Genomic DNA, 15,720 nt, shown 5'->3' on the forward strand with positions numbered 1-15,720 from the left:
TCAACCCTTTGGCGGTGGTTCGCGGGTGGTTCGCTGCAACGGGCCGTGGGGCTGGCCGTCCGGAATCGACAGGGTCGCCCGCAACCCGCCTTCAGGCCGGTTGACCAGCGTGATCCGTCCACCCAGCCGGGTCGCAATGGTATTGACGATCGTCAGCCCCAATCCGGCTCCCTGGGCATTGCCACGGCTGTAAAAACGTTCGAACAATCGCCCGCGATCTGCTTCGTCGATACCCGGACCCTGATCCTCGACACTCAGCGAATAGAACCCGTCCGCCTGACTTAACTGCACCGTGATAACGCCCTGTTCGGGGGAAAAGTTTGCCGCGTTGCTGACCAGGTTGTTCAGGGCGATGTCGATGGCGGCAGCGTCCGCGACCACTTTAAAGGGACGGTCGTTGACGTCGAAGGCCAGCTCAAGGTTTTTACTCAGCAACCAGGGTGTGAGCTGAACCAGGCAGTCGCGTACGGTTTCGGTCAAGTCAATGGTGTGCAGCACCGGCGCCACGGCTTTAGGTTCGAGGCGAGCCATGGTCAACAATTGATTGACCAGGCGGCTGGTACGGTCGACACCGGCGATCAGGAACTCCAGAGACTCCCGGCGTTCCTGTTCGGTACCGGCCTCCAGCAGGTTTTGTGCATGGACCCGCAACACCGCCAGGGGCGTGCGCATTTCATGGGCGGCATCGGCAATGAAGCGACGTTCTCGCTCAAGCACTTCCTGAATCTGCGCAAGCATGCGATTAAGCGCTGCTTGCATCGGTTCCAGTTCGCTGGGCAGCGGGGTCAGTTGCAGCGGCTCCAGCGACCCGCTGTGCCGCGCCCGCAATGTCGCCGCCATATCGGCCAGGGGCTTGAGGCCCCAACCAATGGCCAGCCAGACCATCGCCGCCAGAATCAGGCTGCCCAGTACATTGGGCCACAGGGTATGGCGCACGATCCGATCCACCAGGTCCGAGCGCACGTCATCCCGTTCGCCGACCCAGATCCGCAGATCATTCTGTTTGTCTTCCAGCATGAACGCGCGCCAGTGGCGGCTGTTCAGGTCCACTACCTCGCTGAAACCGGGCTTCGTCGGGGGCGCAGTGAAGGAGGGCGCGCTGGCCGTGTGCACCAGCACTTCGTTCTGACGATTCCAGACCTGAAAGGCAATCTTGCTTTCATAAGGATGGCCATCGACCCTTGGCACCGCTTCGCTCAGGGCCTTGTTGAACGCCTGATACAGCTCGGTGTGTTCCTTGCTGGCCATGGGCATGCGCATCACACCCTGCAGCAGCCGGGCATTCTGGGCCAGTTGGGCGTCGTAGACTTCGGCGATTTCGTGGTTGCTGTCGTGCAGGTTGAACACACTGATCACTGCCAACCCGGCGAGCATCAGTCCGATGATCAGCGTCAGGGTGCGGCGCCGGATCGAAGTCATCGAAGCTCCTCCACCAGGTAACCGACACCGCGGATGGTGCGGATCAGATCGCTGGAGAATTTCTTGCGCAAGTGATGGATGTGCACTTCCAGGGTGTTGCTTTCCGCTTCTTCGTTCCAGCCGTACAGCAACTGCATCAAATGATCGCGGGTCATGACCCGGCCCGGCGGCGAGAGCAATTCGTGAAGCAGCTGATATTCCTTGGGTGTCAGTGCCACCGGTTCGCCCTGATAACTGACTTGCTGTGTGCCGGGATTGAGGCTGATGCCGGCATGTTCGATCAGCACTTGGGCGCGACCGGCGCTGCGCCGCAACAAGGCCCGCAGACGCGCCTTGAGTTCGGCCAGATCGAAGGGTTTGATCAGGTAATCGTCGGCTCCGGCATCCAGCCCGGCGATGCGGTCCTCGGTGGCATCCCGGGCGGTGAGGATCAGCACCGGCAGGTTGGAGCCGCTGTCACGCAAGCGACGCAGCACCTCGAGCCCGTCCATGCGTGGCAGGCCAAGGTCGAGCACCGCCAGATCGAAGGTTTCGCTGAGCAGCGAGTGCAAGGCGCTGCTGCCGTCCTGCAACCAGTCGACGGTATAGCCTTCGCGGCCCAAGGCCTGATGGATGCCCTCACCCAGGGCCAAGTCATCCTCAATCAGTAATAAGCGCACGCTGACTCCTGTCAGTTGAGTTTCTTGTTCACGTCCACCAGCAACGCATCGATCTCCTTGCGGCGCCCGGCATCGGCGGTTTCGCGACCCGGCCGTGGTGGCGCTTGCAGGGCTTTTTGCAGCGCCGCTTTGGCTTCACCGTAGCGCTTTTGACGGTAGAGGTGATCCCCCCAGAAGTACAGACTATCGATGCCGTTCGGGTTGAGTTGCAAGGCTTGTTTGAGTAATTGCTCGGCCTTGTCGGCGTCGCCGAAGCCGATGGGCCAGCCGGGCACCCGGTCATACAGCGCAGCGAGGCTGGTGTAGGCCGAGCCTTGCAGGGCTTTGGGGTCCAGGGTCAGCGCTTTCTCCAGGTCGGCCCTGGCATCCTTGACCTTGCTAAGTGCCCCGAGCCCGCCCTGGGCGCCGGCCCAACTGCTGGTGACGATGCCGGACCAGATCCAGGCTTCGGCCACCGATTGGCGTTCCTGAGTGAACGCCGAGGCCTGGGCCGCGAGTTTTTCGAACGCCGCGGTGCGTTGGTCCGCGGGGAGTTCGTATTGAATGTGTGCCCAACTTTGCTGGATGCCATTGAGGCGTTGCTGGTCAGCGTTTTCCAAGGCCCAGACGCTCTGGCTCAGGGCTCCCAGCAGCAGGTAAACGGCGAATTTTTTCATGGTTTAAGGTCCTCGTTGTCGGGCTTTTGACTCAGGCGACGGATCAGCGGCAATTGCTTGCGCAAACCCCGGTCCACCAGATGGGGCAGCAGACTGTTGAGGCGCACGAAGAAGCGCTCCGGCCAGCCCAGGTACAGGTCGCGGTGGTCGCCGGCAATGGCGTGGATCACCGCCGAAGCGACGGTTTTCGGGTCATCGACATTGGACTTGAGCGCGTCATTCAAGGCCTGCGCCGCCGGGCTGTTCATGCTCGTGCGGGTGGCGCGCGGCGCGACGTACAAAACACCGACCCGGGTGTCCGCCAGTTCCCGGCGCAGGGCTTCGGAAAACCCGCGCAAGGCAAACTTGGTGGCGCAATAGCTGGCGTAACCGGGGTATCCGATCGAGCCGTAAGTTGAACCGACGTTGACCACCATCGCGCTCTCGGCTTGCTTGAGCAACGGCAGCAGGATTTTGGTCAGACAGATCGGTGCGCTGATGTTCACCGCCAGCATCGCGTTAATGTCACCGTCCTCCATCTGTTCGAGCATGGCGAAGTGATTGACGCCGGCGGCGTTGATCAGCAAGTTGATGCCGCCAATGGCCTCGGCTGCGGCCAGCACTTTGCGCCGGTCGGACAGAAAGGTCAGGTCCGCGCCGATCCAGCACAGATGTTGCGGATAGCGTTCGAGCAATGGCTCCAGCGGTTCTCGATGTCGAGCCACCGCCAGTACCCGGGCACCACTGGCGCACAGGGCAGTGGCTATCGCCAGGCCGATGCCGCCACTGGCACCGGTCAGTACCACGCGAGCCTCAGTCAGGCGCATGCAGGTTCTCCCCGTCGCGCGGCAAGCCGCGGAACATGTCGGTGTAAAGCGTGTACACCACCTTGGACGCGTGAATCACGGCGGCCTGGTCGGACGGATCGTCGAGGGTGTTCATCAGTCGGCGATAGGTCTGCATGTGCTCGATATCCAGGGACCCATGCGAGCTGAGGTAGCTGAAGGCACTTTCCGGCAAGTCCAGGCGTTCGCGAATACTGCCGGCGGCGAGGGTGGCCAGGGCGATACTGGTGCCTTCCAGCACGTTGACCATGCCGAACAGGCCAACCGGGTTGTCGCGGGCTATCAGGTCGTAGAGAAAGCTGACCATCAGCTCGATCGGCAACGACGGTCGGCCATCGCGTACTGCCTCCTTGTCACCGCCACAGGCCTCGATATCGTTGAGCACCCACTGTTCGTGGCCGTATTCTTCGTCGATGTACTCGCACACTGCTTCACGCAGCCATTCCAGACGCTGTGGCAGGCGCGCGCCACAGGCCATCATCAATGGCACGGTGTGGCGCACGTGGTAGTAAGCCTGGGCCAGAAAGGCCCGGTAGCTTTCCAGGCTGACCTTGCCCTCCAGGGCATCGCGGATGATCGGTAGATTGAACAACTCAATGCGTTCTTCCTGGGTAGCTTCTTGTAGGGTGTCGAAAAAACTCATGATGCGGATTCCTCGAAAAGTGCCGATTCAGTCAGTTGCTCGCGGTAACGTTCGACGATGGCGTCGCGGCGCGGGCGGCCATTGGCGGTCAGCAGGCCATTGGCAGGGGTGAAGGGTTGGTCCAGGCGGATCCAGTGATGGACCCGCGCGTAATCGGGCAAGGCCTCGTTGGCCTGGGCCACGGCGGCGGCGAGTTCTTCGTCGGTGCAGTCCGGGCGATGGGGCCAGAGCAGCGCGTGGTTGCTCGGCAGGGCTTCGCCGTAGACGAAGGCCTGGGCGATATGACGGCGTTGGGTCAATTCGGCCTCGACCCATTCAGGGTTCACGTTGCGGCCGAAACTGGTGACGAATTGATGCTTCTTGCGCCCCTTGAGGTAGAGAAAACCCTCGGGGTCGAACTCGCCGAGATCGCCGCTGGGCCACCATTCGTTGGCGTGCGGTGTTTCTCCCAGGTAACCGAGCAAGGTCGAACCCTTGATCATCACTTCGCCGTCGTCGGCCAGGCGAATCTCCACATGGGGCAGGGGCCGGCCGACACTGCCGGGGCGGCGTGCTTCTGGCCGATTCAGGCACACGACCGATGCGCACTCCGACAACCCGTAACCTTCGTAGACCGGTAGGCCGATACGTTGCGCACGATGCAGCAATTCTTCGGAAACCCGCGCGCCACCCACCGCTGCAAAACGCAGGGCGTAGGGGCTGAAGGCTTTCTGCTCGGCGGCGCTGACCAATATCAGCAGCAACTGCGGCACCAGGATCAGACTCTCGGGTGCGCGGGTGGCCAGGCAACCAAGCAGGCGTGGCACATCAACACCGCTGGCGCCCTGAATGCCCAGGGTTTTCTGGCTGGGCAGGCTCAAGGTCGCACCTGCATACAACGTGGCATAGCAACCGAGGTTTTCCAGCAGTATCGCCAACGGAAGAAGAGCGAGGTGATGCTGCGGATCGGTGGGTTTGCTGGCCTGATCCAGCTCGCGGGCGACTCTCAAAATGCTCTCGGCGCTCAGACACACACCTTTGGGCGTGCCAGTAGTGCCAGAGGTGAAGGTCAGTTTGGCGGTGCCTTCGGGCATCCTGCTCGGGCCGCTGAAGGTGCGGCGCCAGAACTCACCGGTTTTCTCGTACCCGGCCGTTTGCAGTTCGGTTTCCAGCGCCTGCTCGGCGATCACCAGTCCGGCCTGGCTCTGCTCCAGGCAATGGCTGCGTTGTGCCGGGCTGAAGAAGGGCGGTAACGTCAGGCAGGTCAGGCCTTCGAACAGCACGGCCAGGTCCCAGAGCATGGCGTCGACGCCATTGTCGAGCGCCAGTGCAACCACCTTGACGTGTTCATCGCGCAGGCGCTGCTGGCGATACACCACTTCGGCGTACAGCGTGGCGTAGTCCAGTTTCAGATGATCGCCCCATAAGGCGATGGCGTTGGTCTTGCGTTCGGCATGGCTGCGCAGGGTCTGTTTGAAACGTTCCATTTCAGGCGACATGGCTGGAATCCTCGATGGACGTTGGCAACCCCAGGCGATTGAACATCCCGACATTGCTCAAATGGATGAAGCCGGCGCGGATATTGCCAACGTGCACCCAGGGCTTGCTCTCGTAATAGCTGCCCCAGCTATGGCGGTCGTCGCCCAGCCGCGCAGGGTCGGCGGCGCACAGGGTCACCGGTTTCAAGCCCAGGCGATGGAAGCTGTTCACCAGACCGATGTTGCCGGTGAACGCCACCCATTCAAGGCCGCCCATGGCCAACAGGTAGGTGATGGCGATGATGCTCATTCGCGCACTGCCGGTGTCGCTGGCAGCCAGATTGCCCACCTCGACAATGCCGGCGCGGTCCACGGGGCGGTCGGCCGCGGCGCTGATCAGTGGATCGATCGGTTCATCCAGGTAACGCTCAAGAAACAGCTGTTCGCTGCTCGCCAGACGTACACCGGCCACTGCACAGAGTTCACCCGACGCATTGTTCATACCGAACAGTTCCGGCATGAAATGACGTATGTCGGCACCGTGGGCCTTGCGGAAACGTTGCTGAATAAAGGCTTCGAAGACCGGACGCTGGGGCTCGTCCGGTAACGCTCGGGCCAGGCTCATATGCGGTATTTCGGCTTGGCCGAAGCGCAGGGGTAGAGGAATGTTCCAGTCGAAATCGGGCATTGGAAGACGCCTCCCGGGTTAAGTGTGGGAGGAGTATCAGAGGCATTTCTTAACGGAGTCTGAAGGTGACAAAAAGATCGGCCGGGGCTGTCTTCAGATTGCCTTAAGGCTGGACGGGCAGGGTGGCGCCGTCGGTTCGGTTACCCACCGGCCCGGGGCTGCGCGAATGAGTCGGCAGCCGCTTATGACCTTTACGAGGCCCACGATGACCCGCGATTCAACAACACAGCAGTACGGAAAACTGTCGATCACCTTGCACTGGCTGATGCTGGCGCTGTTTGTCGGGGTTTATGCCTGCATCGAAATCAAGGGGTTGCTACCGCGCGGCGACAGCATGAGGAGCCTGTTTCTCGGGTTGCACGGGATATTCGGGCTGGGTATTTTTGCCCTGGTCTGGGTCCGTTTGCTCGGGCGACTTACTCCGCGTCCATCCATCACACCGGCGCTGCCCGCCTGGCAGACCGGCGTTTCGCACCTGATGCACTTGGCGTTGTATGGGCTGATGATCGCTACACCGCTATTGGCCTGGCTGATGCTGTCGGCCGGTGGCAAACCAATGCCTTATTTTGGTTTCTTCCTGCCATCGCCGGTAGCGGTCAATCCGGACCTGGCCAAGCAGTTCAAGTATTGGCACGAACTGCTCGGCAGCAGCGGTTACTGGCTCATCGGGTTGCATGCGGCGGCGGGGTTGTTCCATCACTATTGGGTCCGCGATAACACCCTGACGCGCATGCTCCCCGGTCGATCCGGCAATGGGGTCAATCAGCGTCAGAAGTAATCTCGAACTGTGTGCTGGCCAGCCGTTCACCATTCACGATCACATGCACGGCATGCGTGCCGAGGTAGTGCTTGCGGGTGGTGAGTTCCTTGATGTGTTGACCCCGGCTGACGAGTTCGGTGGCCTTGCCGGGCAGTGTCAGCGCCTTGAGCTTGAACACCTTCGCCGAGGTGCTGCCGTTGGCCTTGACGTAATCGATCGCATAGTCGATCACCAGTCGCTGGCTGGTCTGGACCGTGGATTTGACGGTAAAGGACAGGGTGATTTTCTCTCCCAGGCCAATCACGGCCGGTTCGACTTTCACATCAACAATCTCGACCTCGGGTTTGCCGCCCGCGCCGATGATCGCCAGTGCCCGCTGGTTACCTTGTTTGATCAGGCTGCGCAGGGCGTGTTTGGCGATCCAGGCCGTGTGTCTGTTTTCCAGTGACCAGCTTTCGATCAGGTCCAGCACCCACTCGGGATGGTCCTTGGTAATGTCGTTGAGGTGGTTGGCCACGGACTTGCGTACATAAAGGCTGTCGTCGGCCTTGAGGTTGTCGAGGATCGCGACCGCCAGGGTCGGGTCGGCCTGGATTTGCTCCAGGCGAAACGACCAGGGCAGGCGCGGTCGGCTGCCTTCGCTGGCCAGGCGCCGGACGTGTTCGTTGTCATCCAGGGACCAGTCGTGCATGACCGCCAGGGCGCGTTTGATGTCGCTGCGCAGGAAATGACGGATCGCGAATTCCGAGGAGCCGAACGCGGTGAAGTATTTGAGCGCCGCCATGGATCGCTCGAATGCATGTCCGCCATACGTCGCGACGTAATGGGGTAACGAGATGCTGACGAAGCCGCTGTTCAGGCGCGGGGCAAGGGCGTAAAGCACCTCGAGCGTCTCTTCATAACTCAACGGCAGTACCGCATGCAGGCACTCGCTGACGCGGGCCATGCGCTGCATGATCGACAAATCGGCAAGCCCGTCGTTAGCCATTTTCAGGAAGGCCTTGGCGTTGAACTCGGGGTAGACCGCCGTCATCTCGGCGGCGATGTGCTTGAGGCGGTCGGCGTTGAAGATTTCCTTCAGGGCGGGGGAGGATGGGTCAGCAGCCATTGTGGATTCCTTTGAAGTTGTTGTTTGTCCAGCACACCGCGTTATCGTTCATCGCGAGCAGGCTCGCTCCCACACTGGGTATGCGTCGTACATAAGCCCCTGTGGGAGCGAGCCTGCTCGCGAAGAGGACTTGACCGTCACCCAAGAATTCAAGCCTTGCCCGATTGCTCTTCCAACTGATCCGACTCAAACAACCGTGCCAATTCCGCCCGTGCTTCCTGCGCGGTCTGCAACACCTTCGCCGCATCGTCATACACCGCATGCTGCGCTTCCAGCACCTGCTCATCGTGATGCTTGAAGCGCTTGATCCGCGCATCTGCCTGAGCCTGGGTCAGTCCCAGCCCGACCAGCGTGCGCCGGCTCATTTCCAGGCTCGAATAGTAGGTTTCCCGAATGGCTTCGGCGCCAATGTCCACCAAACGGTGCACATGCTGACGGTTACGCGCACGGGCGATGATTTTCATGTGCGGGTAAAGCCTGTGCACCAGCTCGGCGGTCTTGATGTTGGTGTCCGGATCATCGGTGGCGATGACAAAGTATTCCGCCTGCTCGACCTTGGCTGCACTGAGGATTTCCGGGCGCATCGGGTCGCCGTAGAACACCGGCACGCCGCCGAAGCTGCGCGACAGTTCGATGGTTTCCACCGACGTGTCGAGGGCGACGAACTTGATGTTCTGCGCCCGCAGGATACGGGCGACGATCTGCCCCATCCGGCCCATGCCGGCGATCACGACGCGCGGTGTGTCGGTGTCGATTTCGCGGAATTTTTCCGGCACCTCCACCGGCTGCACCTTCGGGCTGACCAGTCGCGCGCAGACCAGCAGCAACAGCGGCGTCACGGCCATGGACAGGGTGATTGTCAGCACCAGCAAGTCGTACAGGCGAGGCTCGAACAAGCCCTGATCCCGGCCGATCTTGAACACGACAAACGCAAATTCACCGCCGGCTGCCAGCACGATGCCGAGACGAATCGCACTGACCTTGCCCAAACCACCGGCCAGTCGGCCCACGACAAACAGCAGCGGCAGCTTGATGGCGATCAGCAACAGGGTCAGTCCCAGCACCACGATGGGGGCGGTGAGCAACAGGCTCAGATTCGCGCCCATGCCGACGCTGATGAAAAACAGCCCCAGCAGCAAGCCCTTGAACGGTTCGATCTGTGCTTCCAGTTCGTGGCGATATTCGGAATCCGCCAGCAGCAGCCCGGCGAGGAATGCCCCCAACGCCATGGACACGCCGACCAGATCCATCAGCCACGCGGTGCCGATCACCACCAGCAACGCGGTGGCGGTAGAGACTTCCGGCAAACCGGTCTTGGCCACCACGCGAAACACCGGCCGCAACAGATAACGTCCGCCGATCACCACCACCGCGATGCTGCCCAGCACCCGCAAACCGTGGTTCAGGTTTTCCGCCGCGCTGGTGGTGTGATCACCGCCGGCCAGCAGCGGCACCATGGCAATCAACGGGATCGCCGCGATGTCCTGGAACAACAGAATTGCGAACGCCAAGCGCCCATGGGGGCTGGTCAGTTCCTTGCGCTCAGCGAGGCTTTGCAGGCCAAACGCAGTGGACGACAGCGCCAGACCCAGGCCCAACACAATCGCGCTGTTCAGAGGCTGGCCGAACACGAACAACGCCAGTACGCCGATCACCGAGCCTGTCAGCAACACCTGCGCCAGACCGACGCCAAACACCGATTTGCGCATCACCCACAAGCGTCGTGGCGACAGCTCCAGGCCGATGATGAACAGCAGCAACACCACCCCGAGTTCGGATATGTGGCTGACGCTCTGCGGATTGCCGATCAAGCCCAGCACCGAAGGCCCGATGATGACGCCGGCAAACAGATAACCCAGCACCGCCCCCAATTGCAGGCGCTTGGCCAGGGGGACGGTGAGCACGGCCGCGAACAGAAATACGACAGCGGCTTGCAACAGGTTGCCTTCATGGGGCATGACAAAAACTCCATTAACTCGATACGGCGGGGCGACAAGGATAAGGGCTTGAGCCGCAGGCGTCAGCACCGAGCTGGAGTCATGTTCACCGACACACCTCTATCGCGAGCAGGCTCGCTCCCACATTTGATCGAGGTGTGCACAGATTTTTTCCCCACTGGAGATCCATTGTGGAAGCGAGCCTGCTCGCGCTGGCGGCGCATTGTTGGCATGCATTGATGTGTTAAACGGATCATTGCAGCGGTCATGGCAGCCGCTACATCGAGTGCGTGCGCTGATAGTTTTTCGAATGATCGGACGTCACCGCGGTCCCAGATCAGCCAACCACGAATTGACTGGAGGTCCACCGATGAACAACAAGACACTTATTGCCAGCCTCGCCCTCGTCGCGGGCCTCGCCGGTATCAACCCCATCGTTCAGGCGGATGACCTCCCTCAGAAGACCGTCCAGACTGGGGTCAACAACTCCCGTGAACTGATGGTCGGCGACCGCGCCCCTGACGTTTACCAACGCAGCGAAAAAGCCCTGGCCAACTGGAAAGCCAAAGGCTTGAAAGCGCCGAAGAATCAGGCTCGGTGGGTGCAGATCAATGACAAGTACGCCATGGTGGAGATCTCCACCGGAAGGATTCTGGCAATCACGCCAGTGGAGCGCTAAGCCACAAGCGAGAGGCCTGACATGTGCCTGGCGCTACTGGCTGTGAGCACGCACCGGGTTTTGTATACCCAGCCGATACTGATTATTCCCACTGCGCTTGGCTTCATACATCGCCAAGTCCGCAATATGAATCAAGCGGTCCATGCTCGGTGCATGGTCCGGGAACACCGCGACCCCAAGGCTGGTGCCGATGTGGCGCTGGTCGTTGCCGATGGTCACGGGCGGTGACAGTTCGATGAAGATTTTCTGGCAGATGCTGCGGGCTTCGTCTTGCAGGTTGATGCCCTGGGGCAGGCCCTGAAGGATCACTACAAACTCGTCGCCACCGATCCGGGCCACGGTGTCGGTCGAGCGCAGGATCCGCTTGAGGCGGGTGGCGGTGGTGACCAGTACGCGGTCGCCCGCCGCATGGCCGTAATGGTCGTTGATCGCCTTGAAACCATTGAGGTCGACAAAGACCAGTGCCACCCGCGTGGCGGTGATGCGGGCCTGTTCCAGCGCATCGGACAGGCGTTCTTCGAGCACCAGGCGGTTGGGCAGCCCGGTCAGCGGGTCGTAATGGGCCAGGTGTTGCAGGTAGCTGGCGGAGGCTTTTTCCTCGGTGATGTCGCGCACCACGCCCATCATCTTGATGGTTGCATCATGGTCGTTCTTGACCACATTGCCGGTTTCCCGCAGCCAGTGGATGCTGCCATCGGGCCAGACGACCCGGTATTCCTCGTCGTGGTTTTCGCCGGTTTCCAGGCAGCGCAGTTCGCCGGCCCGCACCTTGGCCCGGTCATCAGGGTGAACGCAGGCGCAAAACAAGGCATAGGAGGGCGACACTTCGCCGATCTTGAAGCCGAACATGCCGTAGATCGCGTCCGACCAGTAGAGCTTGTCGGTGTCGACATCCCAATCCCAGGTGCCGATACGGGCGAAATACTGGCTGCGTTTGAAGCGTTCGGCGTCACCGTCCTGACGGATGTTCTGTCCTTCGGACAAATCGGCTATCAACGCGCGACACTCGGCCAACTGCTTTTGCAGCGAGCGCTCGCGACAGATCAGCGCGGCGATCAGGGCAAGCACCACTGAGCCGAGGGCTGCGCTGGTCCAGACGAAATTCATTCAGGAGTTGCCATCGTGGCGGATCAGCCGTTACGGGGAAGTTGTGCTTATGTTAGTTCACCCGGCTTTCAATGAGCAGCCTCCATTACCGGAGCATCACGCTTATAGCACTTCACCTTTATCCCACAGGCGCACCAGTTCACCGGGGGCCTGGTCTTCAGGCACCTTCAGCACCATCTTGTCGTCCTGCTGGTCGATGCGGTAGCGCACCTCAATTTCATAGAAACGCTGATCGCCGCGACCGGGGGAGGCGCTGGCCAGTGGCAGACAACCTTCAAGTAACGAACAAATGCGCGTGCGCTGGTCGGGATCGCATTGCGCGAACTCGATCTCCCGAGGGCGGGTCAAGGCGTGGATCGCCGCCACACCGCCCTGGCGGGAGAGACGTACCACGGCATCATCGCCCAGTATCGGCAGGGTTTTCATCGTTCCTCCTGAGTCGGTTTGACACCCACTTCGGCCCAGCCGTGTTCTACCGCCCTGACTTCAGGGGCGCCGAAGCGTTGTCGGGCCTGTTCGAGGGTCAATTGGGCGAAGTCACTGAATGTCGCCTCGCTGCTCAGGCGCTTGTCGCACAGCGTGTCGTACCAGATGCGCCCGGCTTTCTCCCAGGCAAACCCGCCCAGTGCCTTGGCCACGAGATAAAAGGCCCGATTGGGTATGCCCGAATTGATGTGCACGCCACCATTGTCCTCCTGGGTGATGACGAACTTGCGCATGTGATCCGGTTGCGGGTCCTTGCCGAGCAGCGGGTCGTCATAGGCCGTGCCCGGATGGGCCATCGAGCGCAAGCCGCGGCCTTTGATGCGGGGCGTCAGCAAATCCGCACCGATCAGCCAGTCCGCCTGGTCGGCGGTCTGTCCCAGCACATGCTGCTTGATCAGCACGCCGAACACGTCGGACAGCGATTCGTTCAGCGCCCCGGACTGGTCGGCGTACACCAGACCGGCTTCGCTTTCGATCACGCCGTGGGTCAATTCGTGACCGATCACATCCAGCGAGCGGGTGAAACGCTCAAAAATTTCGCCGTCGCCATCACCGAAGACCATTTGCGCGCCGTTCCAGAACGCATTCTCGTAATCCTGGCCGTAATGCACGCTACCGATCAGGGCAAATCCTTGATTGTCGATGGAGTCGCGGCCGAGCACCTTCCAGAAGAAATCATAGCAGGCACCCAGTGCGTCGTAGGCCTCATCGACCGCCGGGTCGCCGGTCGCCGCCTGACCTTCAAATCGCACCGGCATGCCGGGCAAGAGCATTTTGCCCTGCGCATCATGAATGCTGCGCTGCGCCAGGCCCGGTTGACCGGGTTGCGGCAGGATCGAGGCAGCAGGAGGGCGCTGCGGTGGGGCCGGCGTGTGCCGAAGGGTGCGTACGTGGGTCAGTGTGGTCAACGCGCTGGAGCGCTGATGCTCGGAACCGTGTGCGATGATTCGGTTGAGAATGTAGGGCGGAATAAAACTGCGCAGTGATCGTGAGTCGGTCATCAGAGCATCCTTTCCTGAGTACGAAGTCGATACCTATGTGAGGTGGCGGGTGGCGTTTCGGTTCCATGGATTGCCATCCACGCCGGATTCTGCGAAAACCTCCGTCCGCGCCCTCGAGACCCGGGCGACAGTGAACGAGTAAGAAGTATGAACGACGAATTGCAAATCATCGACCTTGAGCCGGGCGACGGCAAAGCCGCTGTCAAAGGCGCGCTGATCACCACCCAATACCGCGGCTGGCTGGAAGACGGTACTGAATTCGATTCTTCCTACAGCCGTGGGAAACCTTTCCAGTGCGTGATTGGCACCGGAAGGGTGATCAAGGGCTGGGATCAGGGAATCATCGGCATGCAGGTGGGCGGCAAGCGCAAGTTGCTGGTGCCGGCGGATTTGGCCTATGGCGAGCGGACAATGGGAGCGATTCCTCCCCATTCGAATTTGACGTTCGAGATTGAATTGCTGGAGGTGCTGACGCGCGATGATTGATTGTCAGGGCTGAAAGGTTTCCCGGTAGGCGTAGAGGCCCGGTGTTCCTCCAGTCATCACGAACAGCACATCGTCCCCGGAACGGAAGCGTCCTTGCCGGAGATCGGCCAACAGCCCGGCGAACGCTTTGCCGGAATACACCGGGTCGATCAACAAGCCTTCGGCGCGAGCCATCAGGCGCACGGCGTCCTGCATGGCTTGCGTCGGCAGGCCGTAACCGTCGCCCAGTTGACTGCCGTCTATGACAATTTCTTCAGCCTGCACGATGGTGGTGCTGCCCAACAATGTCAGTACGTCCTGGGTCAATTGCAGGGTTCTGGCTGCTGATGTGTCTTGCTCGAATAAAACCGAGTAAGACTTGACGATCGATGTGCCCCGACCCAGCAACTGGAATCCGGCCGCGAGCCCGGCGTGGGTGCCGGCGCTGCCGTTAGGCACCACGACTTGATTGAAGGTAAGGCTGAGCTCCGTTTCCTGCTGTGCGATCTCCGCCGCGCAGCGCGCATAACCGAGACTGCCCAGCGGTGTTGAGCCGCCCGTAGGAATGACCAGCACGGTGCGTCCCAGGTCCCGGAGTTGCGCGGCGCGAATGTCGGCCTTGGCGAGTGAGTCGCTGCCCCCGGCAAGCACCTGTAGGTGTGCGCCGAACAATTGATCGAGCAGAACGTTGCCGTTGAATTCGTAATCCACCTCGGTTTTGGGCACTGACCGGGTCAGGATCAGTTCGCAGGCGATGCCCAGGCGAGCACACACGGCGGCGGTCAGTCGCGCATGGTTGGACTGAAGGCCGCCCACAGTAATCACCGTGTCGACTCCGGTCTCCAGCGCCGCTCCGATATGGAATTCGAGTTTGCGCAATTTGTTGCCGCCACCGCCAATCAACATGTGATCGTCGCGCTTGAGATAAAGGCCGATTCCCTGTGTATCCAAGCCCAGTAGCTGTTCGAGGCGTTCGGCCCGATGAATGGGAGTGGGACCTTGCAGCAAGTCTGCCCGCGCAAAAGAACTCAGCGACTTGTCCAGTAGGGTTTGCATCAACGGAGCCTCGTTGTTCATTCTTATCAAAGTGACTCTATGGGGAAAGCCCCTCGAGATAAACGCATCGCCGGGTATTACTCCTGTTACCTGATGTATCTAATAAGGTGGGTCAGTTTTCAGGATGCGGATTTTTCAGGCGGGTTTCGATAGGCTACGTCGCGCCGGATAACCCGCTCCATTGCATGGGAGGGCGCATGTCGCCGATCAACGAATACGCCGCGTCTGTTCAACTGCTGGACGAGGCTTATCGTCGCTGGACCGGCGAAAGCCTGCCAGCCCCCGAGTCGCTGGCCGGACTTGAGCGCTTGCACTGGCTGCACGCGCACGCACCTTACAGCCTGCTGGCCCACGGCACGGAAGACGACCCTTGTTTCTTCTACGCCAATGAACAGACGCTGGCCTGCTTCAAATACCCTCGCTCGCAGTTCCTGGGCATGCCGTCGAGGTTCAGCGCTTCGCCACTGGACCGCGCCATGCGCCAGACGTTGCTTGAACAGGTCACGGCCAACGGCATCGCTCATGGTTACAGTGGCTATCGGGTGGACCGGGATGGCCATGCCTTCATGATTTACGAGGGCAAGGTCTGGACGTTGATCGATGAGCGCGGCTTGCATCGGGGGCAGGCCGCGCTGTTCTGGCCGGATGCGCAGCGCATTGGTCGGGTCGATTGACAGCCTCCGGTTACTCGCTGAATTGGTCTGAGCCCGCATCTGGACTTTGGCGAGTGTTCGATTGGGCCAATCACGCCCAATTCGATTTTATTTTTGAGCGT

At 60.9% G+C, this 15,720-nt stretch carries 17 protein-coding genes; 4 read left to right on the top strand and 13 right to left on the bottom strand.

The window, feature by feature from the left end; all coding sequences use genetic code 11:
* Genes ACYZUD_RS05230 through ACYZUD_RS05260 form a run of 7 tightly spaced genes read right to left on the bottom strand, consistent with a single transcriptional unit; the run spans position 1 to position 6,346 of the window.
* Entirely contained in the window at positions 1-1,419 is a 1,419-nt protein-coding gene (locus ACYZUD_RS05230) for an ATP-binding protein (protein WP_462022941.1), read from the bottom strand.
* The gene (locus ACYZUD_RS05235) at positions 1,416-2,078 is read right to left on the bottom strand and encodes a response regulator (RefSeq protein ID WP_462022942.1); all 663 of its coding nucleotides are present in this window, start codon (positions 2,076-2,078) and stop codon (positions 1,416-1,418) included. Before ACYZUD_RS05235 ends, ACYZUD_RS05230 begins: the two co-directional genes overlap by 4 nt.
* Positions 2,079-2,089: 11 nt before the next feature.
* A complete protein-coding gene (locus ACYZUD_RS05240; RefSeq protein WP_462022943.1) occupies positions 2,090-2,734 on the bottom strand; it encodes a tetratricopeptide repeat protein in 645 nt (214 codons plus the stop codon).
* The gene (locus ACYZUD_RS05245; protein WP_462022944.1) at positions 2,731-3,540 is read right to left on the bottom strand and encodes an SDR family oxidoreductase; all 810 of its coding nucleotides are present in this window, start codon (positions 3,538-3,540) and stop codon (positions 2,731-2,733) included. Before ACYZUD_RS05245 ends, ACYZUD_RS05240 begins: the two co-directional genes overlap by 4 nt.
* Positions 3,527-4,201, bottom strand: a complete 675-nt coding sequence (locus ACYZUD_RS05250) for a TenA family transcriptional regulator (protein WP_462022945.1) — start codon at positions 4,199-4,201, stop codon at positions 3,527-3,529. Before ACYZUD_RS05250 ends, ACYZUD_RS05245 begins: the two co-directional genes overlap by 14 nt.
* Complete coding sequence (locus tag ACYZUD_RS05255; protein ID WP_462022946.1) at positions 4,198-5,679, bottom strand: AMP-binding protein; 1,482 nt, start codon at positions 5,677-5,679, stop codon at positions 4,198-4,200. The genes ACYZUD_RS05250 and ACYZUD_RS05255 overlap by 4 nt, the downstream gene beginning before the upstream one ends.
* The gene (locus ACYZUD_RS05260) at positions 5,669-6,346 is read right to left on the bottom strand and encodes a thermostable hemolysin (RefSeq protein WP_462022947.1); all 678 of its coding nucleotides are present in this window, start codon (positions 6,344-6,346) and stop codon (positions 5,669-5,671) included. Before ACYZUD_RS05260 ends, ACYZUD_RS05255 begins: the two co-directional genes overlap by 11 nt.
* Positions 6,347-6,551: 205 nt before the next feature.
* On the opposite strand from ACYZUD_RS05260, the gene ACYZUD_RS05265 reads away from it, so the two are divergent.
* Positions 6,552-7,124 carry a cytochrome b gene (locus tag ACYZUD_RS05265; protein ID WP_462022948.1) on the top strand — a complete coding sequence of 191 codons (573 nt, stop codon included), beginning with the start codon at positions 6,552-6,554 and terminating at the stop codon, positions 7,122-7,124.
* Here the strand turns inward: ACYZUD_RS05265 and ACYZUD_RS05270 are convergent.
* Positions 7,105-8,214 (bottom strand): DNA alkylation repair protein, encoded by a 1,110-nt coding sequence (locus ACYZUD_RS05270; protein WP_462022949.1) that lies wholly within the window; start codon positions 8,212-8,214, stop codon positions 7,105-7,107. The genes ACYZUD_RS05265 and ACYZUD_RS05270 overlap by 20 nt on opposite strands.
* Before the next feature lie 149 nt (positions 8,215-8,363).
* A complete protein-coding gene (locus tag ACYZUD_RS05275) occupies positions 8,364-10,172 on the bottom strand; it encodes a monovalent cation:proton antiporter-2 (CPA2) family protein (RefSeq protein ID WP_462022950.1) in 1,809 nt (602 codons plus the stop codon).
* 349 nt (positions 10,173-10,521) lie between these two features.
* Here ACYZUD_RS05275 and ACYZUD_RS05280 point away from each other — a divergent pair, with 349 nt between their 5' ends.
* Positions 10,522-10,830 carry an RcnB family protein gene (locus ACYZUD_RS05280; protein ID WP_462022951.1) on the top strand — a complete coding sequence of 103 codons (309 nt, stop codon included), beginning with the start codon at positions 10,522-10,524 and terminating at the stop codon, positions 10,828-10,830.
* Positions 10,831-10,863: 33 nt separating this feature from the next.
* Here ACYZUD_RS05280 and ACYZUD_RS05285 read toward each other — a convergent pair whose 3' ends face one another.
* The 3 genes from ACYZUD_RS05285 to ACYZUD_RS05295 all read right to left on the bottom strand — a co-directional run bounded on the left by ACYZUD_RS05285 (position 10,864) and on the right by ACYZUD_RS05295 (position 13,424).
* A complete protein-coding gene (locus ACYZUD_RS05285) occupies positions 10,864-11,937 on the bottom strand; it encodes a diguanylate cyclase domain-containing protein (protein ID WP_462022952.1) in 1,074 nt (357 codons plus the stop codon).
* A gap of 102 nt (positions 11,938-12,039) precedes the next feature.
* Positions 12,040-12,363: a protealysin inhibitor emfourin gene (locus tag ACYZUD_RS05290; RefSeq protein WP_462022953.1), complete on the bottom strand. Its 324-nt coding sequence runs from the start codon at positions 12,361-12,363 to the stop codon at positions 12,040-12,042.
* Positions 12,360-13,424 carry a M4 family metallopeptidase gene (locus tag ACYZUD_RS05295; RefSeq protein ID WP_462022954.1) on the bottom strand — a complete coding sequence of 355 codons (1,065 nt, stop codon included), beginning with the start codon at positions 13,422-13,424 and terminating at the stop codon, positions 12,360-12,362. The genes ACYZUD_RS05290 and ACYZUD_RS05295 overlap by 4 nt, the downstream gene beginning before the upstream one ends.
* 147 nt (positions 13,425-13,571) lie before the next feature.
* Here ACYZUD_RS05295 and ACYZUD_RS05300 point away from each other — a divergent pair, with 147 nt between their 5' ends.
* The gene (locus ACYZUD_RS05300; protein WP_462022955.1) at positions 13,572-13,910 is read left to right on the top strand and encodes an FKBP-type peptidyl-prolyl cis-trans isomerase; all 339 of its coding nucleotides are present in this window, start codon (positions 13,572-13,574) and stop codon (positions 13,908-13,910) included.
* Positions 13,911-13,913: 3 nt separating this feature from the next.
* Here ACYZUD_RS05300 and ACYZUD_RS05305 read toward each other — a convergent pair whose 3' ends face one another.
* Positions 13,914-14,945 (bottom strand): D-cysteine desulfhydrase family protein, encoded by a 1,032-nt coding sequence (locus tag ACYZUD_RS05305; protein WP_462022956.1) that lies wholly within the window; start codon positions 14,943-14,945, stop codon positions 13,914-13,916.
* A 197-nt stretch (positions 14,946-15,142) separates the two neighbouring features.
* Between ACYZUD_RS05305 and ACYZUD_RS05310 the strand changes: the two genes are divergently transcribed.
* Positions 15,143-15,619: an MEKHLA domain-containing protein gene (locus ACYZUD_RS05310; RefSeq protein WP_462022957.1), complete on the top strand. Its 477-nt coding sequence runs from the start codon at positions 15,143-15,145 to the stop codon at positions 15,617-15,619.
* Positions 15,620-15,720 lie beyond the last annotated feature (101 nt).

The organism is Pseudomonas sp. XS1P51 (assembly GCF_054897845.1).